At 54.6% G+C, this 24,746-nt stretch carries 31 protein-coding genes; 17 read left to right on the top strand and 14 right to left on the bottom strand.

The window, feature by feature from the left end; translation table 11 throughout:
• Positions 1-50: 50 nt before the first annotated feature.
• The 3 genes from ntrC to OUO13_RS03350 all read right to left on the bottom strand — a co-directional run bounded on the left by ntrC (position 51) and on the right by OUO13_RS03350 (position 3,445).
• Positions 51-1,481, bottom strand: coding sequence for a nitrogen regulation protein NR(I) (ntrC, locus tag OUO13_RS03340; protein ID WP_283172428.1), 1,431 nt, complete (start codon positions 1,479-1,481; stop codon positions 51-53).
• Positions 1,478-2,560, bottom strand: coding sequence for a nitrogen regulation protein NR(II) (gene glnL / locus OUO13_RS03345; protein ID WP_283172429.1), 1,083 nt, complete (start codon positions 2,558-2,560; stop codon positions 1,478-1,480). The genes ntrC and glnL overlap by 4 nt, the downstream gene beginning before the upstream one ends.
• A gap of 243 nt (positions 2,561-2,803) precedes the next feature.
• Positions 2,804-3,445, bottom strand: coding sequence for a DUF4124 domain-containing protein (locus OUO13_RS03350; protein WP_283172430.1), 642 nt, complete (start codon positions 3,443-3,445; stop codon positions 2,804-2,806).
• Positions 3,446-3,577: 132 nt separating this feature from the next.
• On the opposite strand from OUO13_RS03350, the gene dtd reads away from it, so the two are divergent.
• The 7 genes from dtd to acuI all read left to right on the top strand — a co-directional run bounded on the left by dtd (position 3,578) and on the right by acuI (position 8,318).
• Positions 3,578-4,012: a D-aminoacyl-tRNA deacylase gene (dtd, locus tag OUO13_RS03355; RefSeq protein WP_283172431.1), complete on the top strand. Its 435-nt coding sequence runs from the start codon at positions 3,578-3,580 to the stop codon at positions 4,010-4,012.
• Between the two features lie 34 nt (positions 4,013-4,046).
• Positions 4,047-4,415 carry a SirB2 family protein gene (locus tag OUO13_RS03360; RefSeq protein WP_283172432.1) on the top strand — a complete coding sequence of 123 codons (369 nt, stop codon included), beginning with the start codon at positions 4,047-4,049 and terminating at the stop codon, positions 4,413-4,415.
• Between the two features lie 126 nt (positions 4,416-4,541).
• Positions 4,542-5,183: a MotA/TolQ/ExbB proton channel family protein gene (locus tag OUO13_RS03365; RefSeq protein ID WP_283172433.1), complete on the top strand. Its 642-nt coding sequence runs from the start codon at positions 4,542-4,544 to the stop codon at positions 5,181-5,183.
• Positions 5,183-5,818 (top strand): DUF2135 domain-containing protein, encoded by a 636-nt coding sequence (locus OUO13_RS03370; RefSeq protein ID WP_283172434.1) that lies wholly within the window; start codon positions 5,183-5,185, stop codon positions 5,816-5,818. The genes OUO13_RS03365 and OUO13_RS03370 overlap by 1 nt, the downstream gene beginning before the upstream one ends.
• Positions 5,815-6,330, top strand: coding sequence for a hypothetical protein (locus OUO13_RS03375; protein WP_283172435.1), 516 nt, complete (start codon positions 5,815-5,817; stop codon positions 6,328-6,330). The genes OUO13_RS03370 and OUO13_RS03375 overlap by 4 nt, the downstream gene beginning before the upstream one ends.
• Positions 6,331-6,332: 2 nt before the next feature.
• Entirely contained in the window at positions 6,333-7,085 is a 753-nt protein-coding gene (locus tag OUO13_RS03380; protein ID WP_283172436.1) for a hypothetical protein, read from the top strand.
• Positions 7,086-7,337: 252 nt separating this feature from the next.
• Positions 7,338-8,318 carry an acrylyl-CoA reductase (NADPH) gene (gene acuI / locus OUO13_RS03385; protein ID WP_283172437.1) on the top strand — a complete coding sequence of 327 codons (981 nt, stop codon included), beginning with the start codon at positions 7,338-7,340 and terminating at the stop codon, positions 8,316-8,318.
• 91 nt (positions 8,319-8,409) lie between these two features.
• Here acuI and OUO13_RS03390 read toward each other — a convergent pair whose 3' ends face one another.
• A complete protein-coding gene (locus tag OUO13_RS03390) occupies positions 8,410-10,038 on the bottom strand; it encodes a methyl-accepting chemotaxis protein (RefSeq protein ID WP_283172438.1) in 1,629 nt (542 codons plus the stop codon).
• 128 nt (positions 10,039-10,166) lie between these two features.
• Positions 10,167-10,814 (bottom strand): 2OG-Fe(II) oxygenase, encoded by a 648-nt coding sequence (locus OUO13_RS03395; protein WP_283172439.1) that lies wholly within the window; start codon positions 10,812-10,814, stop codon positions 10,167-10,169.
• Between the two features lie 214 nt (positions 10,815-11,028).
• On the opposite strand from OUO13_RS03395, the gene OUO13_RS03400 reads away from it, so the two are divergent.
• Positions 11,029-11,202, top strand: coding sequence for a hypothetical protein (locus OUO13_RS03400; protein WP_283172440.1), 174 nt, complete (start codon positions 11,029-11,031; stop codon positions 11,200-11,202).
• A gap of 50 nt (positions 11,203-11,252) precedes the next feature.
• Complete coding sequence (locus OUO13_RS03405; RefSeq protein WP_283172441.1) at positions 11,253-12,326, top strand: zinc-binding metallopeptidase family protein; 1,074 nt, start codon at positions 11,253-11,255, stop codon at positions 12,324-12,326.
• A 101-nt stretch (positions 12,327-12,427) separates the two neighbouring features.
• Here the strand turns inward: OUO13_RS03405 and minE are convergent, their stop codons facing one another.
• Genes minE through OUO13_RS03425 form a run of 4 tightly spaced genes read right to left on the bottom strand, consistent with a single transcriptional unit; the run spans position 12,428 to position 14,537 of the window.
• Complete coding sequence (gene minE, locus OUO13_RS03410) at positions 12,428-12,685, bottom strand: cell division topological specificity factor MinE (RefSeq protein WP_283172442.1); 258 nt, start codon at positions 12,683-12,685, stop codon at positions 12,428-12,430.
• Positions 12,686-12,690: 5 nt separating this feature from the next.
• On the bottom strand, positions 12,691-13,497 hold the full coding sequence (gene minD / locus OUO13_RS03415; RefSeq protein ID WP_283172443.1) for a septum site-determining protein MinD: 807 nt from the start codon (positions 13,495-13,497) through the stop codon (positions 12,691-12,693).
• A 32-nt stretch (positions 13,498-13,529) separates the two neighbouring features.
• Positions 13,530-14,195 carry a septum site-determining protein MinC gene (gene minC, locus OUO13_RS03420; protein WP_283172444.1) on the bottom strand — a complete coding sequence of 222 codons (666 nt, stop codon included), beginning with the start codon at positions 14,193-14,195 and terminating at the stop codon, positions 13,530-13,532.
• Between the two features lie 3 nt (positions 14,196-14,198).
• On the bottom strand, positions 14,199-14,537 hold the full coding sequence (locus OUO13_RS03425; RefSeq protein ID WP_283172445.1) for a HopJ type III effector protein: 339 nt from the start codon (positions 14,535-14,537) through the stop codon (positions 14,199-14,201).
• 139 nt (positions 14,538-14,676) lie between these two features.
• On the opposite strand from OUO13_RS03425, the gene dinB reads away from it, so the two are divergent.
• Positions 14,677-15,714, top strand: a complete 1,038-nt coding sequence (gene dinB, locus OUO13_RS03430; RefSeq protein ID WP_283172446.1) for a DNA polymerase IV — start codon at positions 14,677-14,679, stop codon at positions 15,712-15,714.
• Positions 15,715-15,764: 50 nt separating this feature from the next.
• Here dinB and OUO13_RS03435 read toward each other — a convergent pair whose 3' ends face one another.
• The 5 genes from OUO13_RS03435 to OUO13_RS03455 all read right to left on the bottom strand — a co-directional run bounded on the left by OUO13_RS03435 (position 15,765) and on the right by OUO13_RS03455 (position 19,934).
• Positions 15,765-16,349, bottom strand: coding sequence for a phosphatase PAP2 family protein (locus tag OUO13_RS03435; RefSeq protein WP_283172447.1), 585 nt, complete (start codon positions 16,347-16,349; stop codon positions 15,765-15,767).
• Positions 16,321-17,502, bottom strand: coding sequence for a glycosyltransferase family 4 protein (locus OUO13_RS03440; RefSeq protein WP_283172448.1), 1,182 nt, complete (start codon positions 17,500-17,502; stop codon positions 16,321-16,323). The genes OUO13_RS03435 and OUO13_RS03440 overlap by 29 nt, the downstream gene beginning before the upstream one ends.
• A gap of 95 nt (positions 17,503-17,597) precedes the next feature.
• Positions 17,598-18,083 carry a hypothetical protein gene (locus OUO13_RS03445; protein WP_283172449.1) on the bottom strand — a complete coding sequence of 162 codons (486 nt, stop codon included), beginning with the start codon at positions 18,081-18,083 and terminating at the stop codon, positions 17,598-17,600.
• Positions 18,084-18,350: 267 nt separating this feature from the next.
• Complete coding sequence (locus tag OUO13_RS03450) at positions 18,351-18,599, bottom strand: hypothetical protein (RefSeq protein ID WP_283172450.1); 249 nt, start codon at positions 18,597-18,599, stop codon at positions 18,351-18,353.
• 192 nt (positions 18,600-18,791) lie between these two features.
• Positions 18,792-19,934, bottom strand: a complete 1,143-nt coding sequence (locus tag OUO13_RS03455; protein WP_283172451.1) for an NAD(P)/FAD-dependent oxidoreductase — start codon at positions 19,932-19,934, stop codon at positions 18,792-18,794.
• Between the two features lie 149 nt (positions 19,935-20,083).
• Here OUO13_RS03455 and OUO13_RS03460 point away from each other — a divergent pair, with 149 nt between their 5' ends.
• The 7 genes from OUO13_RS03460 (at position 20,084) to OUO13_RS03490 (ending at position 24,434) form a co-directional block, all read left to right on the top strand.
• Positions 20,084-20,284: a DUF2788 domain-containing protein gene (locus OUO13_RS03460; protein ID WP_283172452.1), complete on the top strand. Its 201-nt coding sequence runs from the start codon at positions 20,084-20,086 to the stop codon at positions 20,282-20,284.
• A 190-nt stretch (positions 20,285-20,474) separates the two neighbouring features.
• On the top strand, positions 20,475-20,909 hold the full coding sequence (locus tag OUO13_RS03465; protein ID WP_283172453.1) for a hypothetical protein: 435 nt from the start codon (positions 20,475-20,477) through the stop codon (positions 20,907-20,909).
• 149 nt (positions 20,910-21,058) lie between these two features.
• Complete coding sequence (locus tag OUO13_RS03470) at positions 21,059-21,307, top strand: DUF4404 family protein (RefSeq protein ID WP_283172454.1); 249 nt, start codon at positions 21,059-21,061, stop codon at positions 21,305-21,307.
• 51 nt (positions 21,308-21,358) lie between these two features.
• Positions 21,359-21,793, top strand: coding sequence for a CBS domain-containing protein (locus tag OUO13_RS03475; protein WP_283172455.1), 435 nt, complete (start codon positions 21,359-21,361; stop codon positions 21,791-21,793).
• 361 nt (positions 21,794-22,154) lie between these two features.
• A complete protein-coding gene (locus tag OUO13_RS03480) occupies positions 22,155-22,850 on the top strand; it encodes a GAF domain-containing protein (protein ID WP_283172456.1) in 696 nt (231 codons plus the stop codon).
• A gap of 73 nt (positions 22,851-22,923) precedes the next feature.
• Positions 22,924-24,084 (top strand): glycosyltransferase family 4 protein, encoded by a 1,161-nt coding sequence (locus tag OUO13_RS03485; RefSeq protein WP_283172457.1) that lies wholly within the window; start codon positions 22,924-22,926, stop codon positions 24,082-24,084.
• A 47-nt stretch (positions 24,085-24,131) separates the two neighbouring features.
• The gene (locus OUO13_RS03490; RefSeq protein WP_283172458.1) at positions 24,132-24,434 is read left to right on the top strand and encodes a hypothetical protein; all 303 of its coding nucleotides are present in this window, start codon (positions 24,132-24,134) and stop codon (positions 24,432-24,434) included.
• Positions 24,435-24,746: the final 312 nt, after the last annotated feature.

The following is a 24,746-nucleotide window of genomic DNA, read 5'->3' on the forward strand; positions in this document are numbered from 1 at the left end:
TGACCGCCGAGGGCTTCTGAAACGGTTGCCAGTGATGGAAACGCAGCGCCTTATTCGTCGCCGTCGTCACCTTCACCGTGGCTGTCTTCCATACCCAGTTCCTTGATCTTGCGAGTCAGGGTGTTACGCCCCCAGCCCAGCAGATTGGCGGCGTCGCGACGACGGCCGGCGGTATGTTTGAGTGCCGTTTCAATCATGATGCGTTCGAAGATTGGCACCGCTGTATCCAGCAGATTCACAACGCCATGGCTGAGTTGCTGGTCGGCCCAGTAACGCAGACCCTGTTCCCAGTTGCCGGACGTCTGAACGTCGCTCTTCTGATCCAGCAGCTCGGGTGGCAGGTCGTTGACCAGCACTTCGCGGCCAGAGGCCATTACGGTAATCCAGCGGCAGGTGTTTTCCAGCTGACGCACGTTACCCGGCCAGTCGAGGCTGGACAGGAACTCTTCGGTCTCCGGACGCAGCACCTTCACTTCCACATCCAGCTCTTCGGCTGCACGTTTCAGGTAATGGCTCAGCAGTTTCGGAATATCTTCCCGACGGTCAGACAGACGCGGCAGGTGGATACGAATAACGTTGAGGCGGTGGAACAAGTCTTCCCGGAAGCGCCCGGCTTTTACCAGGGTTTCCAGATTCTGGTGAGTCGCCGCGATGATACGGACGTTCACGTGAATCGGCGTGGTGCCACCTACCCGGTAGAACTCGCCATCGGCCAGTACCCGCAGCAGACGGGTCTGGGTTTCGGCTGGCATATCACCGATTTCATCGAGGAACAGGGTGCCACCGTTGGCCTGTTCAAAACGACCACGACGTTGGCCACCGGCACCGGTAAATGAGCCTTTTTCGTGACCAAAAAGTTCGGATTCGATCAGGTCTTTCGGAATTGCCGCCATGTTGAGGGCAATAAACGGCTCGGCTGCACGTGGGCTGTGGCGGTGCAGGGCATGTGCCACCAGCTCTTTACCAGTACCGGATTCGCCGTTGATCAGTACGGTGATATGGGACTGGGACAAACGGCCAATGGCGCGGAAAACTTCCTGCATGGCCGGTGCTTCACCGATGATTTCGTGCTCGCCACCGGTTTTTTCAGGCACCGGCTCACGGGCAGCCGTAACTTCGGCGTAGTGAGCAATCGCGCGCTGGATCAAGCTGACGGCTTCATCCACATCGAACGGCTTTGGCAGGTATTCAAACGCACCTTTCTGGTATGAGGACACCGCACTTTCAAGGTCGGAGTGAGCCGTCATGATGATGACTGGCAGATCCGGACTGGTCTGGCGTACCTGTTCGAGGAAGGTCAGGCCGTCCATACCCGGCATACGAATGTCGGTGATGATGGCGTTTGGCCGTTCCCGTTTCAGATGGTTAAGGGCCGGTTCCGCCTGCTCATACACTCGAGTCTGGATGTTGGCCTGATCCAGGGCTTTTTCGAGAACCCAACGAATGGATTTGTCGTCATCGATGATCCAGACAGTACTCATAATGCTTCCAGTGGTAAGAAAATGGAAAAGACGGTGTGCTGCGGCACACTCGTAAATTCAATAATGCCGTTGATCTGGTTGATGATGGACTGCGAAATCGACAGGCCCAGCCCTGAGCCGTCGGCACGACCACTGACCATCGGGTAGAACAGGTTTTCGCGGATTCCTTCCGGAATACCAGGGCCGTTATCAATGACATCCACCTGGGCTACCAGGCGATGACGATTCTGGCCAATGGTGAACTGACGCACGGTTCTGGTGCGAATGGTCAGCATTGGACGTTCCAGAGGATTCGGATTTTCCAGCATTGCCTGCATGGCGTTGCGGCATATGTTCAGCAATGCCTGAATCAACTGGCCTTTGTCGCCCGCCATTTCAGGAATGGACGGGTCGTAGTCGCGGCGAATGTCGATCTGACCGGTGGCTTCCACCTCGATCAGCTGGCAAACGCGTTCCAGCACCTCATGAATGTTGACCGGTTCCTGTTTCGGGATATTACGCGGTCCGAGCAGACGGTCGACCAGATCGCGCAGGCGATCGGCTTCTTCAATGATGATGTTGGTGTATTCCTTGAGATCCAGTGATGGCAGTTCACGCGCCAGCAATTGTGCTGCGCCACGGATACCACCCAGTGGATTCTTGATTTCATGCGCCAGACCGCGCACCAGCGAGCGGGTAGTTTCCTGCTTGGCGATCAGCTGTTCTTCACGGCTGATACGCAGCAGGCGGTCACGCCCTTGCAGCTCGACCAGCAAGGTTGGCAAACGGGTTTCCGGATGCGCAATCGGGCTGACGCTGTAATCGAGGGTAATGTGCTGCTGGTTGTGCAGCTGGATACGGGCTTCCCGTTTGGTATAGGAATGGCCAGTAATCACGGCTTCCCGCATGGATTTTTCGTCGGCATCCGATTCGGCGGCCAGTTCAAAAAAAGGCGCACCCACGCCGCGTTTGCCGCTGACTTCCAGCAGCACTTCGGCGGCCGGATTCATGTAGATAATGGTCAGTTCAGCATCAAGCAGCAAAACGCCTGTGTTCAGGAATTCGAGCAGTCGCTGGTTCAGAATGGGGCTGGCACGCATAGTTGTGTTCTCCGTCTGCGCAGCAGGTTTGCAAGAAGCAAGCCAGAGTGTGCGGTTGGAGAATTTATGCACAAGAATGGCGCTGCATGCGCTGCAACAAGTGGCGAGGGGACAATTGGCTGCCCCATGAGATTACCAAGCTTGGTCTATTTCGGTGCATTGGTCAAAAAAATGCACTTACATTGTGCGTATTGATTGCGGTAAGTGGGCATGCCGAGGCATTGCCCAATGCTGGTGCTGTGATCAGTCGCGAGCGTTTTTGAGGATTGAGTTGCGATGGATGTACACGATCACACCCTCACTGCGGATCTTTTCCTTGCCTTCCTTGCTCACAATCGCCACTTCCAGCTTGTGTTCGCCGCGCTCGAGATCGTTGACCGCAAAGTAGTTGGTGCGGGTATGGCGAATCAGGGTGCCGTTATCAAACAGCTGCAAGGCATCGTCTTCTTTCATGGATGGCTGTATTTCGGCAATCACCATCAGATTATTGGCGTCGCCGTTCTGGTAGGTTTCACCACTGCGTGGGCTGACAATACTCAGCGACTGGTAATCTGGCGGTACCTTGGTGGATTTGGTTTTGGCTGGAGCGGTCTCCATCGGGGGGGCGATCACTGGTGCTGTTGTACTCAACGGTGTCGATATCGTGGCAGGAGCCGGGGCTGTGGTTGCTGTTGTGGTGCCCGCCTGCTTCAGCCGGTCCGGCACCATATAGGCCGGAACAGTGGGCAACTCTTGCACATTAATCCGTTCGGCTTTGCCTTCGGCGCGGTCGCTGAACACGATATTGCCGTCGGCATCACGACTCATGTACACCTGTGCGGCCTGGGCACTGACACCCAGCAGCAGACAAGTGACACAGAACATTCGTTTCAAATACACGGGCATGTTCGCTTCCCTGGCAACAATCAAAGAGGATTTTCTGGCTAATCAACAGCATAGCGGCTCTGCTGCCTATGTACAGCCTGTGATTTGTCTGTTTTAGTCCGGGTCGTTCAAGTCTGTGAAGTGGATTCGACCATGATTGCCCTGATTCAACGTGTAAGCTCTGCCCAGGTAGTGGTGGATGGTGAAACCACCGGTGCGATTGGCACTGGCATCCTGTTATTGCTGGGCGTCCAGAAAGAGGACGATGAGGCCAAAGCGCGGCGTTTGCTGGAGCGCGTTCTGACTTACCGGATTTTCCCGGACGAGCAGGGACGTATGAACCGTAGCCTGCTGGATTGTGGTGGCGAATTGCTGGTGGTGTCGCAGTTCACCCTCGCGGCCGACACCGGCAAGGGCACTCGTCCCGGCTTTTCGACCGCTGCCGCTCCGGCGTTGGCCAACGAACTGTATGAGTATTTCCTGCAGCAGGCAGCCTTGCAGGTGACTACCGCCTGTGGCCGTTTTGGGGCTGATATGAAGGTGTCGCTGACCAATGATGGTCCTGTCACTTTCTGGCTGGAAGTCTGATAGGCTGGCGCTTCCCTGATTTCTGGAGGTCCAGATGGACTATCTTGCTCTGAAACATGCCCATGCCGGTTTTGCCTATCTGTCGGCGCTGCTGTTTGTGGTGCGCTTTGCGCTGGTGTGGCTGCGCTCGTCGTTTGCCGGCAACAAGCTGGTGAAAATTCTGCCTCATGTGGTGGATACCCTGCTGTTGGTGATGGCCATTATGCTGTGTGTGAGCATCGGCCAATATCCGCTGCTGAACGGCTGGCTGACTGCCAAGCTGCTGGCACTGGTGCTGCTGATTGGTGCCGGTGTGGTGGCCATCAAAAAACGTCAGCCAGTGCTGGCGCTGGTAACCCTGGCGTTGTACGTCTACATGATTGGCGTGGCCAAAACCCACTCGGTTCTGTCCTGGCTGTCCTGATTGTTTTGTCAGCCCCTGCTACTTTGGATGTGGGGGCTTTGGCGAATATTTGTTCACAAGTATTGCTGCCGCCAATCGTTCTGACGTCTAACATGGGGTCAGACAACAATAACAAGGGGCGTGGCCATGGATCACCCCGTACCATTCCGGATTTTCCTGCAGTGGCTGTTACTCAGCACTGTGTCATTTGCTGTGCTGGTGCTGTTATGGGACCTGCACGTTCTGCAGTATCTGCTGATTTCTGACTCTACCCGTATCACTGGCCTGACGGTGCTGGTGTATCTGTTTGCCGCTGTTCATGGTGGTTATCGCAGCTGGTTTCTGGCGCGCGAACATGAAGCCCTGCAAGCAGCACTGGACGGTCGTCCAGCGAGTCGGCTGGTGGGCCGTTATCTACTGAATCTCGATGAAGGGGTTGCCGAAAATTCGGTTGCCGCTGAAATCTTTGCTGAACGTGCCCGCGGTCAGCATCAGGTCGGCTGGTTTGTAACCGGGGTGGTGATCAAACTCGGTCTGCTGGGAACGGTGATCGGCTTTGTGCTGATGCTTGGTTCGGTTTCGCAGCTCGATAATCTCGACATTTCTGACATCAAGATGCTGATGCAGCAGATGACTTCCGGCATGGGGGTCGCCATGAACACCACGCTGGTGGCGCTGGTGTGCAGCATTCTGATGGGCTTGCAGTATCTGTTACTGGATCGCAGTGCTGACCTGCTGGTGGCCGGTGGTGTGGAGCTGGGGCAGCAACGTCTGCGAGTACTGGGCTGATGGCGCTGTTCCGGCCGCGTGGCCATGACGACGTTGATCCTTTCACCGACCTGCTGTTCAACGCTCTGCTGACGTTTACCTTCCTGTTTCTGGTGGCGCTGCTGTTGCTGAATCCACCGGCCAAAACCGGGATTGTTGACCCCAAGGCGGAGTTTCTGATTACCGTCAGTTGGCCGGATGGCAATCCTAACGACATTGATGTCTGGGTGGCGGGACCGGAAGGTGAGGAGGTCTCTTACAAGCGTCCACAAGCCGGGTTGATGAACCTGGATCGTGATGACCGTGGCATGGTCAACGATACCCAGGTCGTGAATGGCGTTGAGATCAGTAACCCCATCAATCAGGAAGTGCTGACCATTCGTGGTCGACCGGCCGGTGAATACGTGGTGAACCTGCACTATTTCAAAACCCAGGCCGAAGGTGGTGATGAAAACGTCGATCTGGCACGGGTGCCAGTGACTGTGTATCTGGCCGAAGTAAATCCGCAATTAAAAGTACTGTTCTACAACACCACCGTGCTGGAAAAAGAGGGCGATGAGGTCACGGCATTCCGCTTCACGATCACCGCCGAAGGAAACGTCACCGGCATCAATCAACTGCAGAAAAGTCTGGTCAAGGGGCCCGGAAAATCATGAACGAAACCTTGCTGGCATTAACGCTGGCCTATCTGTTCTCGACCGCCTTGCTGCTGCTGGTGCTGATTTCGGCACGGGTTCCAGTGATGGCCAAAATGGCGCTGATGGTTATGGCGCTGGGCTTTGATTTCGCCAGTTATCAGGGCTGGAAACAAAGCCAGGGGTGGGCGGCGGCAGTGGCCATGCCGGACAAATTTCTGCTGCACTATGCAGTGATCGAGGAGCCGGACAAACGCAAGAACCGCAAGGGCGCCATTTATATCTGGTTGAGCGATCTGGCCGGAGACAAGCTGGCGGATCAGCCGCGTGCCTATCGTTTGCCGTATGACCAGGAAACCCATGCCAAGGTCGAAAGCGCCATGCGTCGGGCTCAGGCGGGTAATCCGCAGCTGGGGATTCATCGTCGTGGTGATGACCTGCCAGAGGTCAAACGCTTCCTTAACGAACTGGGTGACAAGCCATTCGATATTGAATTCGTGGCTGTGCCAGACCCGGCCTTGCCGGAGAAATAATCATGCGCACAGAATCTGCTTTGCTGCGTCTGCTGGCGACCCCGATTCTGGGATCGGTGTTGCTGCTGGCGGGTTGTGGTCAGCACGACGTTGAGTTTGATACCTGGTTACCGCTGGAGGCTGGCTGGCACTGGGAATACCAGCGTACTGATGCGTTGGATGGCAAACGCAAGGTCAGCCGTTTTGTGATTGATAACCTCGAACGGCGCCAAATCGAGGAACTGGGCGAAGAATACGCCAACCAGGAAGTGACGGTGCGGCGTACCTCGGATGGTACCGATTATTATCTGTATGCCGACCAGACTGGCCTTTACCGGGCTGGCACCCGTAACCTGATCGAATACAACCCGCGTGCGGATGTGGAGCCGCGGCTGGTGATTCCGGCAGCGGACGAACTCGACGGTGGCATTACCTGGAACCAGCCAAGCCGCCCTTACATGATTCACAGTACCAAATCCCATTTGGGCTGGAACTCGGCCGGTATGAATCTGAATCTGGCGTGGGAAGTGGCTGGACGCGGTGAAACCATCACGGTTGCGGCTGGTACTTTTGAAAACTGCTTGCGTCTGGAAGGGCGTGGCACGGTAGGGTTATATGCTGATCCTCGCACCGGTTATCAGGAAGTACCGGTGTTGCAAACCGAATGGTATGCCCCCGGTGTTGGCCTGATCCGGCTGGTGCGTTCCGAACCGCTGGAAATGGAGTTGTTCCGCGGTGGTGAGGTGTCATTTGAGCTGGTGTCCTATCACCGCTGATCCTGTCTGCGGCGGTGATATACACCGCCGCTATCCCTCAGTTTTCTCTTTATTTCCCCCTTTAATGGTGGGGTGCAACGTCTGATCTGAGCGACCAGCGGTAACGACCATGGTCGAAATTCCCGGCCTGGATTTGGTCAGTGCTGTTTTAATTTTTAGACGATCGGTCTAATATCTGTGGAAAGCGGATCAGCCACCGCTATGAAGGCGCTGATCTAGACTCTTGATAACCGCTCATTTGCAGGAGACATCATGTTTCGCGGAATTCTGATTTCAAAAGACGAGGCGGGTTACCGCTCAGAGCTGACCATGTTGTCCGAGGAAAACCTGCCTGCCGGTGACGTGTTGGTGCGAGTGTTGTGTTCCACCATCAACTACAAAGATGCGCTGGCGATTACCGGCCGTTCGCCGGTAGTGCGCCGTTTTCCGATGGTGCCGGGTATCGATCTGGTAGGGGAAGTGGAGCAGAGTGATTGCCCGGCGTTCCAGCCCGGTGATCAGGTGTTGTTAAACGGTTTTGGTGTGGGCGAGGTGCACTGGGGTGGGCTGGCGGAAAAAGCCCGTTTGCGCAGTGACTGGCTGATTCCGCTGCCTGCGGGTCTGACTGCCCGTGAAGCCATGATGGTGGGAACCGCTGGTTATACCGCCATGTTGTGTGTGATGGCGCTGGAACAGCACGGCGTGACGCCGGATCAGGGGGATGTGCTGGTAACTGGCGCCAACGGTGGGGTTGGCAGTTTTGCGGTGGCGCTGTTGTCGCGCCTGGGTTATCGGGTGGTGGCGGTTACTGGTCGTCCACAGGAGGCTGATTATCTGACTCGTCTGGGCGCTATCGAGATTCTGCCGCGTAGTCAGTTCAGCGAGCCGGGTAAACCGTTCCAGGCGGAACGCTGGGCTGGTGCTGTGGATTCGGTCGGCAGTCATACGCTGGCTAACGTGCTGGCCAGTACCCGTTATGGTGGCACTGTTGCAGCCTGTGGTCTGGCTCAGGGCGCCGATCTGCCCGTGTCGGTGATGCCGTTTATCCTGCGTGGTGTCACTCTGGCAGGGGTCGACAGTGTGATGCGCCCGGCAGTGGATCGTATCCGTGCCTGGAACCGTCTGGCCGAGCTGCTGGATGATCGTATGCTCACCGACATTGCGCATGAGATTGAACTGGAGCAGGTTCAGCAAACTGCTCAGGATCTGCTGGATGGCAAGGTGCGGGGACGGGTACTGGTCAATATTGGCTGAGCCTCTGATGATTAAGCGTCAGTAAATCGAAAACACAACAGGGCGCCAAGGCGCCCTGTTGTGTTTGCAGATAACCAATTTGTGCTGAGTATCAGACCCGGAAACCACCAATCGCACTGCTGAGGCGATTGGCCTGAGCCTGCAGTTCATTCACCGAATGACGGGTGTGGCTAGCGCTGTCCTTGCCCTGTTCACTCAGATTACGAGCGGTGCCCAGATTCTGGTTGATATGGGAAATCACCGAGGTCTGCTCTTCAATGGCGGCCGCTACCTGCAGGATGCGGTCACTGATGGTCACCAGCGAGTCGGAGATCTGCTGGATACTGGCCTGTGAGCGTTGTGCATAACCCACGGTCTGTTCGGCCTTGTTACGGCTTTCTTCCATCGAGCCGACGGCCCTGTCTACACCAGAGCGCAGACGCGCAATCATCTCGTTGATGTTGCCGGTACTTTGTTGGGTCTTGCTGGCCAGCGAGCGCACCTCATCGGCTACCACCGCAAAACCCCGGCCCTGTTCACCGGCTCGTGCTGCTTCAATGGCGGCGTTCAGCGCCAGCAGGTTGGTCTGTTCGGCGATGCCCTTGATCACATCCAGCACCGACGCGATGTTGGTGGTTTCGGCTTCCAGGGCACGGATCACACTGCTGGATTCATTCACACGGGATGCCAGCGCCTGCAGTTCCTGCATGGCCTGGGCAAACTCGCGGGCAACCTGGCGTGCGGTCTGGTCGGAGTGCTGGGCTTCGGTTGCGACCTGCTGGCTGTTACTGGATACTTCCTGAATGGCACTGCCCATCTGTTCGTTGGCCGTTGATACCATCTCCATGGTGTGGCTGTAATCGGAGCTGATCTGCTGGCTCTGTTCGGCGCTACGCTGCAGCTGTTGGCTGTGGCTGGTAACGCCATCGGCAACCTGCCGAATCGAGCGGATCATTTGCTGCAGGTTATCGAGAAACTGGTTAAAGCTGTTGGCGAGCTGGCCAACCTCGTCATGACCGCGCACTTCCAGACGGGTGCTGAGATCGCCATTACCGTTGGACAGCTGACGCAGTTCTTTGGCCAGTTTGGTTACCGGGGCAACAATCGCGACCGGGAACAGGAACGCGAAAAGACCAATCACCACCAGCGCCAGCACCACCATAATGACGATATTACGGGTGGTTGCCTGACGGTCGACTTCGTTTTGCTGATGTTGTTGAGTGGCTTCGGCGCTGATGTTTTCACCCAATACGTTGAGCAGTTCACGCATGGCCTTGAACTGTTTATCAAGCGAGCCAAAGGTGAGCGTGCGGGCTTCATCGGCGCTGATGCTGCCACTCATGACGCCGTTGACCAGCTGCATGGATTCTTTCTGCCAGACTTCAAAACTGGCCAGGTAGTCGGTTGCCTGCTTGCGCGCCGCCGGAGATATAGCGAGCTGGCTGACTTTGGTGATGCGGTCGCGAACCTGCTGGATATTTTCTTCGTGGTCTTTTACCTGCCCGGCACTGCGGTCTCCCATCGACAGGCTGCGTTCAGCCAGTTTGGCCTGATACAGATCGCGGTCAGCGTTCAGCACCAGATCAATGGCCGGGATATAGACTTCGTTGATGTGACCATAGGAGGAAGCCATTGTGTTCATGGTACCAACCTGCTGCCATGACAACAGCACAATCAGCAGGCCAGAGCCAATAATTGGCAGCAGGATTTTCTGGGTTAGCCCCAGGTTGGACCAGTTCATAAATTACTCCAAATGTCGCGTTATGAACCAAGTCTAGTTGCAGATGTGGATTACGCCTGTTGTCTGCCCGCTGCTGTCAGATTTGTCGGGCAGTTCAGCTTTGTCGGGTAGTTCAGGAGTAGCGGGGATCAGCGTGGTGGGTCAACCCGACCGTGGCGGCTGCTGTTCAGGCGGAACCAGCCAGCGATGCTGTAGCGGTCACTGGTTGCCGGTAGTACCTCGTGCGGGAAATCCTCACTCAGGAAAAACACCAGCGTTCCCAGCGTCGGAACCAGACGCAGCAGTTCGGTATCGGGATCATCATCGCGGTACATCACCAGTTCACCGCCCTGATCCGCCTGCCAGTTGTCATTCAGGTAAAACACCGAGGTCAGGATACGGTTGGCCTGACCTTTGAACGCATCGACGTGTTTGCGATAAAAGTCGCCCGGGCGGTAATGGGCAAAGTGACATTCGTGGCTGAACAGGCCGAGTAGCAGCTGACGATTCAGCTGACGCTGCAGATCATCCATAAAGTCGAGCCAGCGAACTTCGGCGTCGGTATCGCGGCTTAACCAGCGAATACGGTCGCGGCGAATATTGCTGTTAAGTTGGTGTTCCTGCTGACGGCCGGTTCCGGCTTGATGAAATTCATCGGCCTCAAAGGCATGCAGCTGCGCCAGCAGATCGCGGGCAAATCCCTCGGTCTGTTCGGTGCGGACAATCGAATAACCCTGTGCTCTCAGGTCGTTGGCGATGTCCGTAAAAACCGGTTGAATGAGGAGATCTGTAGTCACGCGCGACACTCTTCCGTGGGATGTAAAAACGGGTGCGGGATTTTCGTGACTGTATGGTTTGTGTGCTATCAAAATTATTTGATCGTCTGGATTTTATTTTTTTGCTTTCCAATCCTGAACGCTCGTAGCAAAAAGCAAAAATCAATGCGGTAGTCCGAATCGGATTGCCAAAACTACAAGCAGTGGCTTGCCGCGCCAATCTAGGGAGGTCGTAATGAGCCAGACATTTGATGAGCACGATATAGATGATTTTGACGAGCGACCGATGATGCGCAAAGCTCGTCAACGCAGTGAGGACTACGATAAAAAGCGTCGTCGTGCTGAATCCATTCTTGAGCAGGCGCGTTTGCGTGAACTGCTGGGATTCGACGTGGATTATCCCGACTGATCTCTGGCTGCCCTGGTGCAGCTGTTAGCAGTCAATACCCCGGAGTATTCATGAAACTGCACAGTCCTTTGATGGACATTCTCAAAAGCCTGATCCGCAGCCCGGCTGTGGTGGGCGCCGAACACTCCTTTTTCCGGGTCCTGCAGCGTGAGCTGGAGGACCGTGGAGCCAAGGTTACCTGGTACGAAGGTTTGCTGGTTGCTCAGGGCAGTCAGCCGGAATCGCTGATGTTATCTGCCCACATCGACCGCCACGGTCTGGTGTGTACCGGCCCAAACGAGTTCCAGTACGCGGCTTTTGTCTGTGGTGGCCGTTCCGACCTGCTGGGTAACTCGGTTTCCGAAGAACTGATGCTGCAGATTGTGGATCGTTTCGCGGGTGTGGGCGTTTATGCCTATGAACCCTGGTCCGGCGCCTATCGTGGCCAGGGCCGTATTACCAATGCCTATATCTGTCCATTCCGTAACAACCTGATTTTTGAGCTGTCGGGTATGGGGCATCTGGTGGCGGGTACACCGGTGGCGTTCCATGATCGTCTGCGTAACGAGGATGGCCGTTTTTATGGCCAGCTCGATAACGTTCTGACGGCGGCCATGCTGGTGTATTTGTTTGAACTGGGCTTCCGTGGCACGGCGTTTTTCACCGCCCAGGAAGAAGCCGGTCGTAGCTGGCGTTATCTACTGGAATGGTTCCGCCGTTTTGGTGGTTCAACCAACCAGCTGGTAGTGGTGGATACCAGTCCTTATCCTGAAATTGGCCTGTGTGACCAACAGCAACTGGTGTTGCGTCATTGTGATGCCAACGCCCGTTTTAACGACGAGCTGACGCTGGCTCTTGCACGCTCCTGCGAACGGCTGGGACTGAGTTACAGCTACAAAGATGATTACATCCGTCGTGAAAACGAAAAGCTGCAGGCACAGGGGCTGAAGGCACGTTCATTGGGCAGTACCGAGATGGGCCGTATTGTGGCGGCTTCCAATGGTTTGGTCGATGGCACAACCCTGCAGATTCCAACCACGGGTTATCACACCATGGAAGAGAGTGCTTCGATCAAGGCCTGTGGAGCATTCCTGCAGGTATTATGTGATCTGGCCTGTTTGCCGATTCCTGAGTTTCAGGACTGACAGTCCGGTGTTGCGTGTACAACATATCGGCATAAGAGTAAAACGCGGCCTGTTCAACAGGCCGTTTTTACGGAGCAGGATCAGCGTGTGGAGCTGGCGATTCAGGGCTTCTGGTCGGGCAGGGTCACGTTGAGTTCGAGAATTGAAGTCTGGCCCTGATTTTCGAGGTTTACCACGACATCATCGTCACCAATTTCTACATACTTGCGAATCACTTCGAGAATATCGCGTTGCAGTTGCGGCAGATAATCCGGGCCGTTATTACGGAGACGGTCGTGGGCGACCAGCACTCGCAAGCGTTCCTTGGCGATAGCAGCCGAGTTTTTCTGATCTCGACGGAAAAAATCCATCAGACTCATGATACTCACCCCCCGAACACTCGCTTGAGGAAGCTCTTTTTCTGTTTATCCAGAAAGCGATGTGGGCGGTCTTCACCCAGATAGCGTGCGACCGCATCGTCGTAGGCCTGGCCAGCGTCACTTTCCTGATCGTGTACTACCGGAACACCCTGGTTTGATGCTTTTAACACCGCTTCAGATTCCGGAATTACCCCCAGTAACGGGATTGCCAGGATTTCCTCGACGTCCTTTACTGACAGCATTTCACCGCGTTCAACCCGCTCCGGGTTGTAGCGCGTCAGCAGCAAGTGCTCCTTGACCGTACCACCTTCGCGGGCGCGGCGGGATTTGCTCTGCAGAATGCCAATGATACGGTCAGAGTCGCGTACCGATGACACTTCAGGGTTGGTAACAATGATCGCTTCATCTGCAAAATACAGTGCCATCTGGGCTCCGTGTTCGATACCGGCAGGTGAATCACAGATGATGTAATCAAAGGTTTCGGCCAGTTCATCCAGCACCCGTTTGACGCCTTCCTGATCGAGAGCATCTTTATCGCGGGTCTGAGAGGCTGGCAGTACGTAGAGGTTTTCCAGACGCTTGTCGCGAATCAGCGCCTGATTGAGTGTTGCGTCTTGCTGGATAACGTTCACGAAGTCATACACCACACGGCGTTCGCAGCCCATAATCAGGTCGAGATTACGCAGACCGACGTCAAAGTCGATGACGGCTGTCTTGAATCCGCGCATGGCCAGCGCTGAGGCCACTGCTGCACTGGTAGTGGTTTTTCCGACTCCGCCCTTGCCGGAGGTGACAACAATAATTTTGGCCACGTTCAGAAGTCCTGATGTAACGGGAATAATATTCAGGCATCACCGTTGAGTGTCAGCTGGTCATCTTGCAGCTGTATCACCACCGCTTGCCCCTTGCATTCATGCTGGCCATCGAATAGCTGGTATTGTCCAGCAATTGCGACCAGTTCGGCATCAAACTGCAGGCAACTCACAATAGCCTGAAGGTCACCCTTGATACCAGCCAGTGCCCTGCCACGCAGAGCACCCATAATCTGTATATCGCCACCGGCCAGAACTTCGGCACCGGCGCTCACCATGCCGTGAATGATCAGATCGCCGTCCCAGAAGACTTGTTGTCCGGAACGCACGTTACCCTGATACACCCGTACCGAGCGGGGCGGGGGCGTATTGTCTGTATCAGCATCGCGACTGCTTGCCTGGCCAAAATCGGCCAGCTGCAGATCACGGCATTGTGATTGCCAGGATTCGTGGAGGTTACGAACGCCGACAGGGGCCAGCCCGTTCTGACGCAACAGACCAACCAGAGATTCCAGTCGGGCTTCTTGCGGGTCCAGTCCATCAAGATCCAGCAGGCAGGGCAGACCAGCAAACAGTGCGGGTGCTTCCTTGCGTCGCTGCTCCAGTTCCTGGTTCAACGTCTCTGCACTGCTGGTGCGTAAACTGATCGTTGTCAGTGGCACCAGCCCGGTTTTCATCACAATGGCTGCCGATTTCATTCGTTACCTGGGGGTCAGAGGGCTCGTCTCAAAACTGACTTCTGCCAGGCCAGTGCGCATCAACTGGCGAATATTCTGGTGATCATTGGCGTCTGGAGTTGCCAGAACGTCACGGTAAAACTCACCGAAGCACAGCAAGGCCTGTTCATCGCTCAGTTTTAGCATAGACGCCAGAGCCAGAATGCGACAGGAGCCCTGATTCTGATCGGCACCATTGCTAACCGAACCATTACGGAAGGCGGTTGGCATAAACTGGTAATGCTGCTCGATAAAAGCAAGGGTCTCTGCAAAGCGGTGTTCCGGGTTCTGCAGGGATGTGAGCAGGGTTTCAGCGTTGGTCACGTGGTTGTCCTATATCAAATGCAAACTATCACCGGTTATCGGGCCATGCCATGCGGCGTACCTGGCGTTTGACCCTGCAAGGATTCGGCGATACTCTTTACTGGTTTTTTATACAGTATCTGGTGCGGGAGGGCAGCAGATGTCGGTACGTCGGGTATTACATGTCGATTGTGACTGCTTTTTTGCTGCAGTGGAAATGCACGATAACCCGCAGTGGCGTGATATTCCCTTGGCTGTTGGTGGTGATCCGAATGGACGAGGGGTGATTGCCACCTGCAATTATCCCGCTCGTGCCTTCGGTGTACGTTCAGCCATGCCATCGGCACTGGCGCTGCGTATGTGTCCATCATTGTTGCTGGTGCCTGGGCGTATGGTGCGTTATCGACAGGTTTCGGATCAGATTATGTCCATATTACGTCAGTATGCTCGGTTATTTGAGCAGGTATCAGTGGATGAAGCTTATCTGGAGCCGCATTCCGGGGTTGATGCGGCCTGGCTCGCCCAGCAGATTCGCGCAGAAGTACGTGCCCGCACGGGGCTGACGGTATCGGTGGGGGTCGCGCCCAACCGTTTTCTGGCCAAAGTGGCTTCTGACTGGAACAAGCCGGATGGGTTGATGGTGCTGTCAGAAGACCAGATTCCAGCCTTTATGCACAGCCTTGCCGTTGGTCGGATTCCTGGTGTCGGACCGCGCTTTCAGGAGCGTTTACAGGCTGATGGCATCAGCACCTGTGGGCAATTGCTCGAATTCTCCCTCGCCAGTCTGGTGCATCAATATGGGCGTATGGGCGCGGCATTGTATGAACGGGCCCGTGGGCGTGATGATCGCCCCTTGCAGGAAAAACGCGAGCGCAAATCTGTCAGTGTTGAGCGAACGTTTCAGCGCGATTTGTGGGGAGTAGAAGCCTGTTTGGCCCAGCTGCCCGGCTTGTGGTCACGCTGGTGTGAACGTATCGAACACAGTGGCTGGCAGGGAACCGGCTTGCAGCCGTTTGTGAAGGTGCGTTTCAGCGACTTCACCAGTACCACGGTGGCCAGTGTTCATGAGGATGCCAACTGTGAAGGCTTTGCCCGTCTGATCCGTCAGGCAATGGAGCGTAGTCCGCAAGGTGTGCGTCTGATGGGCATTGGGGCACGGCAAGTCCGGATCAATCCGGCCCAGGGCAGTCTGTTCTGATCGTTCGATGCGATCGACCTGGTCCGGTATTCGACCTTGTGCCATGGCGTTTACAGTAGCGTGCTGGCAAACATGCCGGTCGGCCACAACAGCAGAGAACCCCATGCCAGAGCGGCACCCAGTACCGCGCCAACCATCACATCGGTTGGGTAATGCATGCCCAGAATCACACGGGAGAGGGCAATCAGTACGGCAAACGGGGTTAACAGCCAGGCCAGTGGCGGGAAAAAGTAGCCAAACAGGATCGCGAAGTTAACCGCATTCATGGTGTGGCCGGACGGAAAGCTGTAGAGGTCCAGTGGACGGGTGTAAGCCTGGATCGCGCTGAAAGACATAAACGGGCGCTGGCGTACCAGTTTGCGTTTGAGCTGGCGATACAACCCCACACAGATCATACCCATGATGGTGATGTGGCCCAGCGCCGCAAAGCCTTCCATACCCATTGTCAGGGGCAGCATGGCTCCGAGTACATACCAGAACACACCATCTCCGAGTCGGCTGACGGTCCGGAATACCTGGCGGGTTTTCGGGTTAAAGCCAAAGCCATTCAGCAGGCGGCAAAGACGCAGTTCCAGTTGGTCAGCCTTGTGGAACAGACGGCCGTGTTCAGTCAGCAGAGGTTTGATACTGTCCATTTGATAGCTCCTGTTCCTGGGCGCCTTGCAGGCGCTGCATAAAGTCCTCAACGATACGGTTCCAGCTCAGGCCTTCGGCATACTCACGGGCCTGTTGGCGAATGCGGGCCAGCAAATGCGGGCTGTCGATCAGGGTATCCAGTCGCTGCAGCCAGGTGGCGTCTTCCGCCAGAGGTGCCAGCATGCCGGTTTCACCGTGAACGATATGCTCATGGGCGCCGGCGCAATCAAAGCTCACCACTGCGAGGCCGCTGGCCATGGCTTCGGTCAAAACGTTGCCAAAGGTGTCTGTTTTACTGGTAAACAGAAAAATATCGCCGCTGGCATAATGCTCAGCCAGTTCCTGACCACGCTTCATACCACAGCAGATCACTTCTGGATGGTGCTGGCGAATATGCGGCAACTCCGGGCCATCACCGACCAGTACCAGTTTGATACGGCTGTCCAGCTCCAGCAGACGGCGATGCGCTTCCAGCGCCAGATCCAGATTTTTTTCAGCTGCAATACGGCCAACACACAACAACACCAGATCGTTCTCGTCTACTCCCCATTGACGGCGCAAATCTTCGCGACGGTGACGGGGATGAAAACGTTCGCTGTCGACGCCGCGCGATAATACCCCAACGTTATGAAACCCCTGATCGGCCAGTTCATCACGTTGCTGTTGAGTGGGCACCAGAGTGCTGGCAGTCTGATTGTGGAAATAACGCAGATACCGGAATGCTACGGTTTGCAGGGCGGCGAGGCTGTAGTGGCTCAGGTACTGGTGAAAGTTGGTGTGAAAACCACTGATGATTCGAATGCCAGCCTGACGTGCTGCCTGAATGGCAGCCCAGCCCATCGGGCCTTCGGTGGCGACATAAATGGCCTGCGGCGCAAAGCGTTGCAGCGCTTGACGAATGCGGCCAGAAAATGGCACTCCGAAATGCAGGGATTTGTAACCTGGAATCGGGAGGCCCGGCAAGGTGACAGTTTCGACGCCTTCGTTCTGGTTATCCTGGTCTGAGGCATCCTGGCGCGGGCGGATAATCTGGATGGCGACACCACGCTGGCGCAAACCATTCACCAGTTGCGACAGGGTGTGGGCGACTCCGTTGATTTCCGGAGCGAATGTTTCGGTCACCAGAGTGACTCGTTGCAGGGTTTCGGTCATGTCAGCATCAGGATGGCCTGTTTGAGCCATACAGTGCGACGAAGCGGTGACAGCCAGTTGTCATTTGGATGACAGATTGATGACTGCCGCTGAACTCAGTTGAGTTGGCGACCGACGGTCTCTCCGGTCAGGCTGCGCGTGGCGCTTTCCAGGTTGTGAATCAATGTCTGGACACGATATAGCGCCTGGCGTGACTGGTAGGGCATCGAGCTGGCCTGTTCGCTGCGCAGACGGTTGATGTCATCAAAAGCATTGATGTGGCTGTCGACTGGCTCGGCTGACATCTGTTCAGTTTCGTTGTCGCGTACGTGCAGGCGAGACAGGATTTTGACATCGCTCTGATTCAGCAATCCATATTGTTGCAGACGATCCTGCAAGCGGTTGAGATCTTCACCGCTGAGGTCTGTGACATCAAATTCGCTAGCAACGGCGCTGATCATGATGGCGCGAGCCGACGGTTCATAAGGATCGGCACCAGGCTGAACCGACTTTTCGGTGCTGCTGGCTGTAACATTCACACCGGTGACGGCGGGTTGGGTAAGCTGGTTTTGCAAATACTGGTTTAGCACATTCAGTAGCATGGTCTTGTCTCGTGCCGGACTGGATGGCTGGTACTTAGCAGGAATAGTGCCTGTTTTGAAAAATATAATAAAAACAAATGGTTGAGGTGTTTTTTGTGGGCGGTTGACTGCTACTGGTGGCAGAAATTTGCCGCAGAAGCTGGATATTCTGGCTATGGAGCAATCGGGAGTTGCCGTAATAGGCTTGAAAAACAGGCAAATATCCGACGGACGATAGAGGAACGGCCGATGCTGGAAATGTCGGTATCCGGCAGGCTTTGTTGAAGGTCAGACGGTGAAATAATAACCAGCACTGGCCAGAACGGTTTTGGTGATGCGTAATTCGTTTTCGGTGAAATAACGCTCACATCCACAATGGCTACAACGAATTAACGCCAGTGCTCGCAAGTGAGACAATGATACATCGGTATCTCGACTACAGCGGTCGCATGTGATTGGTATCATCACCCGTGCCGACAGAATGGTACTGATCTCGATATCCTGCTCCGGGTCTGGAACCGTTACTGCCTGGCTCATGGTGGTACCTATTTTGTCTGGAACGTTTGTTCAGTTATTTCAGGCTAGCAGTTTTGGGAGAACACACAGGATGGCACGATATGAAAATGGTATCCGTTCGTGACTGTCGAAGCCTGTAGGGAATTGCGTAACCTAAACATATTAACGTCAACATGACACTGTAATGGGGATGTTTCCGAATTAGTGGGTTTGTTAGTTCATGTTGAGCATTGTTGAAACTTCTTCTGCGATAGCCAGTGACGCCGTCAGGCCTGGACTCTCAATACCGAACAGGTGTAAGGCCGGTGGGAGATCTGGATGACCGTTTTGCAACATGAAATCCGCCACACTCTGGCCGGGGCCACTGAGTTTGGGGCGAATACCGGCGTAGGCCGGTTGCAGCTGATCTGTGCCCAGTTGCGGGTACCAGCGTTGAATGGCCGTGGCAAAGGCTTGTGCTCGTTGGGGATCAACATGATAGAGGTTGTTATCACTGGATGGGCTCCAGTGTGGGTCTTCATTGATTCCCGGTAGGTACTGGACGTCCGGGCCAAACCGCACCTGTCCACCCATATCGAGAGTGGCGTGCACTCCCAGACCTGCGAGTTGTGGTTCGGGTAGTGGGTAGACCAGATGGTGAAATGGTGAACGGCCGGGCAGGCTGAAATAGTGTCCTCGGCAGGGATAAAGGGCTGGTGTATGTTCAGGTCGTTCACCACAGGCCAGTGCCACCTGGCGTGCCGACAAGCCTGCAGCGTTGATTAATACCCGTACCTGTAATTCGAGTGTGCCATCAGCTGTTTCGACCGCAATCTGCCAGCCCTGATCGTTATCGCGAGCGCTCAGCAAGTTGGAATGGCAGGCGACCAGAGCTCCCTGTTGCTCAGACAGCTGCTGCAAGCGGTACATATATTGGTGACTGTCGATGATGCCGGTGCTTGGTGAAAACAATCCGGCTGTGGCTGTAACGGCCGGTTCCAGCTCGGAGATGTCTGTTTGATCCAGTTGCAGCAACGGAATCCCCAAGCGTTGCGCAGTTTGCTGCAGCTGAACGAGCGCGGGGTGTTCTTGCACCGGACTGACGATCAGTTTGCCGATCCGTTTATGCGGGACATCCTGCTGCTCGCAGAATTGATAAAGAGCCTTACGTCCTGCTACACACAGACGTTCTTTCAGCGAAGCGGCCGGGTAGTAGAGACCTGCATGAATCACTTCACTGTTGCGGCTGCTGGTTTCGGTGCCGATCTGGCCATGACGCTCCAGCAATAACACCTGACAGTGTTCTGACAAACGTTGGGCGATGGCGAGGCCTACTACGCCTCCGCCAACAATACAGACATCAAAATCAGCACTCATGGTCCGCTCCGTAGCCTGACTTCTATTATGGCCGCAAATATTCCAGCACAAGGCACAAAGCCAGTACCAATGTTCGGGTGCACCGATTCCGGAGCCTTTGGTAACATATGCTTCATTTTCTGGCATTGAGCCCACAAAGGTAACACAGAATGAATATCAGCAAGTTTGAAGGCGTGGCGATGGATCTAGGCATTGGTGTGCTGATCCTGTTCATGCTCTTTATCATTTACGACCTTGCCAAGCGTTCTAACGCCGGAAAGTTTGGGATGGGCGTACTGTTTTTTGCGCTGGGTCTGGGGATGCTGGGATTTATAATCAAGACCGTATTGGTCGAGGTGCTCGATTTCTAGCTTTTTTCTGAATAAATAATATTTGGCATCAATCCTGCAGTTGCGTTATGTCGAGCCCGGACTGTTGTCTGGGACTTAACCGGCTTTGTGATCGGGGGATGCGATGGAAGCTCAGAGAACCGGCAAGTTAAAGGAATGGAGACTTGCCAACCATGTAAAACAGGATTTTTCTCGCCGCCAGGCTGCACCATTGATCAAACTGATCAATCTGCCTGCTATCAATCCGGATGATTCGGATGATCATGCTCTTAATCAGCGTGAGCTGGTGGAGAGTATGTTACCAGTGGTCGAGCATGTGGTTCGTTTTAATCACCTGACCCAATATTCACAGATCAATATCTTCTGGCTGGATCCGCATCAGAGTCTGGATCAGGCAGGAAGGCAGTTACTGGACTTTATGGCGTCACTGGCAGGTACGCATACGCTTTGGGTGCCATTGTCATCCAGTCATACCGCACTGGTGAACGCGCTTTCTATGGTGCTTCCTGGATTACAATGCCTGGATTTGTCATCGGTAGTGATGGTGTATATCGGTGATCAGGGAATCAGCCATCCGCTGGGGCGGATTGCTGCAAGCTGTGGTATGCCATTTTATTTCCAAGCCTGCTTGCAAGGCAGCATCTGAGTAATATTCAGACTTTCAACTCCTTATTCAGGCAGGTTGCAAGACCTGCCGTTCAGTATTCAACTCCCTTTTCTCTTGTCTGGTTGATTACGGGCATGTGCAATGTGCTATTGCTTGGATAGACTGAAACAAAGAAAAAGGAGATATCTATGTCATCTACACTCAAAGAACAACTGGCGCTTTTGCATAAAGAGCTGTCTGCTAATCCATCTATTGATGATGAAGCTGCTGCTATGTTACGACAGTTGGCTCGTGATATCGAAACCGTGGAGCCGGCGGCCGCTGCGTCCGTCACCGATGGTCTTGATGAAGCCGTTGGCCGCTTTGATGCCGAGCATCCATCCCTGACGGCAATTCTGCGCCAGATTGTTGATACCCTGCAGAAAATGGGCGTCTGATTCGCCGCTTGCGGCTCCGTTGTAACACTTGTTGTCTATCCGGAGAGTTTCATGAGACACATGCCAACCCTGACCGAGGCCATGACTGCCTTTCCATTGCACGTTAGTGAGGAGACTCCGCTGCGTCAGGCTGCCACCCTGATGGAAGAACATCGTTGTCACCATTTACCTGTGCTTGCCGGTTCTTCGGTGGTGGGGGTGCTGACTTCCGAAGAAGTGAAGCTGGCCTGTTCCCCTGGTCACGGTCTGGCAGATGCTGATGAAATGACCGCTGGAGATGTGTGCCAGCGCCGCTTTGCTCATGTTGATCTGCATACCCGTCTCGATGTGGTGCTGCAGGGGATGGCAGAAGAAGGTCTGAGCGCGGTTCTGGTGATGCGTAATGAAAAGTTGGCTGGCATTTTTACCAGTCAGGATGCCTGCCGTTTCTTTGCGCGCTGGCTCAAGAAAGAATACATGCCTGATGATGATCCTGGCGCTGCATAACAGTGCACGCAGTTGCCAGGCTGACCCATTCCGGCCTGTTTTTGTGCGTTTTCTACCTTGTTTGTAGCCTTTGTCGTGATTTTGCCGGTCTGACCTGATCCGGGTCAGACCGATTGGTATGTCGTTGTACTATCTGCCAGTTGCTATTCTGGATTAGTCTTTCGATACAATTGATTCAAAATCGAAGAACTCTACGCGCTTGGTTTCGATTTTCGGATCAATTGTCGTCAATCTGCTGCCATTCTCTTCAAATTGGTCAATCGTTCAGTGTTGCCCGCTCCCTCTGGACAAAAAAAATTCGGTTCTTATAAAAACTGGTACGGACCTTGCGATAGACAAGTCATACCAGGAGGACCTGACTATGTACAAAATCGCCGATATCCAGGATTACCGTCAGACACGCGCCCAGGCTTCTGCCTCATGGCTCGATACCCTTGCTGACATCATTGAAGGCCGTTATCAAGATGAAGATTGTGTTCAGCGTATGCTGATGCTGGTGTCTGAACAAACTGGTCTGCGTAACGTGTCGATCGCATTGCCAGATTCTCCAAGCCGCTTCCGTGCTCAGTACTGCTCTACTGGTGTCAGCAACGGTGTCTACAGCTTCGCTGTGCAGCACGCCCTGTGCCGTCAGTTTGAATCCCGCGAATGGCTGGTCATCAAGGAAGGTTCCGAGCGCCCGGATCGTTTTGATCACCATTCTGCGACTCTGACCCTGCAAGACCGCTGTCTTCTGGTACCACTGGTACTGCGTCAGTCTGTGCTGGCGGTGCTGGTGATGGATCTGCGTGGTGCCCGTGCCGACCAGCTGGATATGGGCCTGATCCGTTGTCTTGGTGCCCAGATTGCCCAGGTGCTGGCAACCCAGGTGGTGCCTAATTTCAAGACCCTGTACGCCCGTCCTTACCAGCGCGTTCAGGAGAACGAACTGGATGAGATCATGGCGGCCATCAACAAATGTAGTGGTAATAAAACCATGGCCGCCAAGGTGCTGGGCCTGACGCCTCGTCAGCTGCGCTACCGTCTGGCCAAACTGGGCGCAGAAATCGCTGACTGATATCGCATCGTCACGATAATGTCATCGCCTCACTGGCAGACTGACGAGTAACACGTCACGATGCCGGTGAAGCATGGCCCCTGTACGAATCAGTATTGTTACTGAAACCTATATTCCGGATGTAAACGGTGTTGCCAATTCGCTGAGCCAGCTTTTGCGGGCTCTTGACCGACAACGCTTCCGGGTGCAGCTGGTCAGAACCCGTCCTCACGCGGCCTGGACTTCACAGGAAGAAGAAGTATGGTGCCGCGGTATCCGTTTGCCCTTTTATCCCGATGTTCAGGTTGGCTGGCCTTCGCGCGAACGTATCTGTGAAGCCTGGGACAGCTTTACCCCGGACCTTGTCTATCTCGTCACAGAAGGCCCTTTGGGCGCTGCAGCACTGGCAGAGGCTCGTCAGCGTGGCATTCCGGTGATCAGCTCCTTCCATACCAATTTTCACCGTTACAGCAGCCATTACGGCTTTGGCTGGGTACAGACGCTGATGCTGGCCTGGCTGCGCCACTTTCACAATCGTACCGCGCTGACTATGGTACCAGCACCTGATATGCAAACGACCTTGCTGGCCGATGGTTTCGAATCCGTTGAGATCCTGCCTCATGGTGTGGACTGCACGCTGTTTGATCCGCGTCGTCGTAGCCAGAGTTTGCGTCAGCAGTGGCTGGCAGATCAGAGCGGCCCGGTGATGATGTATGTTGGTCGTCTGGCAGCGGAAAAGAATATCCCTCTGGTGGTGCACAGTTGGCAGCAGTTACGTCAGCAACACCCAGGCTTGCAGCTGGTACTGGTCGGGGATGGTCCTCTGAGGGAGCAGTTACAACGTGAATATCCGGATATTCACTTTTGTGGTGTGAAGACCGGTACTGAACTGGCTCAGCATTTTGCTTCTGCAGACCTGTTTGTTTTTCCAAGTATGACCGAAACCTTTGGGTTAGTGACTCTGGAGGCGATGGCAAGTGGTTTGCCAATAGTGGCCTTTGATGTAGCAGCTGCAGGGCAATATGTTTCATCAGGGTGCAATGGCGAATTGGCCAAGGCAGGAGACGAGTGGGCATTTGTTGATTCTGTCCGGCGGTTATTGGCACAGGATCTTGTTGCTGCTGGACGGCTTTCGCGTCAGCAGGCCGAATTACTGGGCTGGAAGCGGGTTGCGGAGCAATTTGAAGCCTATTCGCGACAGGTACTGGTAGCTCATGCGACAAAATCCGTAGGTCAATCTCAAAGCATGGTATGACCCTTGCAGCTCCCTGAATGAACTGATCATTCGGGGGAGAGATCACAATGGTTGAATTCAGCCGCACCAGCATTGCTCTGCTGCAAAAAATCAAACGCCTGGCCAAAGACGAACAAGGCTGCGTTATTCACTATGACTCTGCAACATTGGAAAATGACCTGCGTTTGCTGGTTAAAAGCGGTGTAAGCGAAGAGTTGCTACAGCTGATCGAAGAGTTCCTGCCTACTCAGGAACCTGCCGCCGCTCCAGTGGCCAACCGTACCTATCGGGGTGCTACGGTTATGATGGATGACCGTGAACGAATTGGCCCTTCAACTCGAGTTTACCGTGGACGTATCGTCAACGGCTGATTGTCCAGTTTGTGCAGCCTTTTGGTGCGACTTGGCCAACATTGCCCCTTTCTGGGGAGAAAATGGGCAATAGCCAGTTACAACCAAAGGCTGTGTTGAGATGGATGTATGTGATTACAAATCTGTCTGCATGACAGCGTTCCAATGACGCTGGTACCAGGTTTCTCTGACTTTTCTTCTTATCCTGCATGCCAGGATCATGTCTTTGTATCTTCCATAAGTGTTATCCGCTTTGGGTCTTTGCCCGTAGCGTTCATCAAAGTTGATGCACATCAAGCCCGTTTCCTGTTCATAGATTCATGCCCGAATGCC

The organism is Parathalassolituus penaei (assembly GCF_026626885.1).
In the GTDB taxonomy this organism is placed as follows: domain Bacteria; phylum Pseudomonadota; class Gammaproteobacteria; order Pseudomonadales; family Oceanobacteraceae; genus Oceanobacter; species Oceanobacter penaei.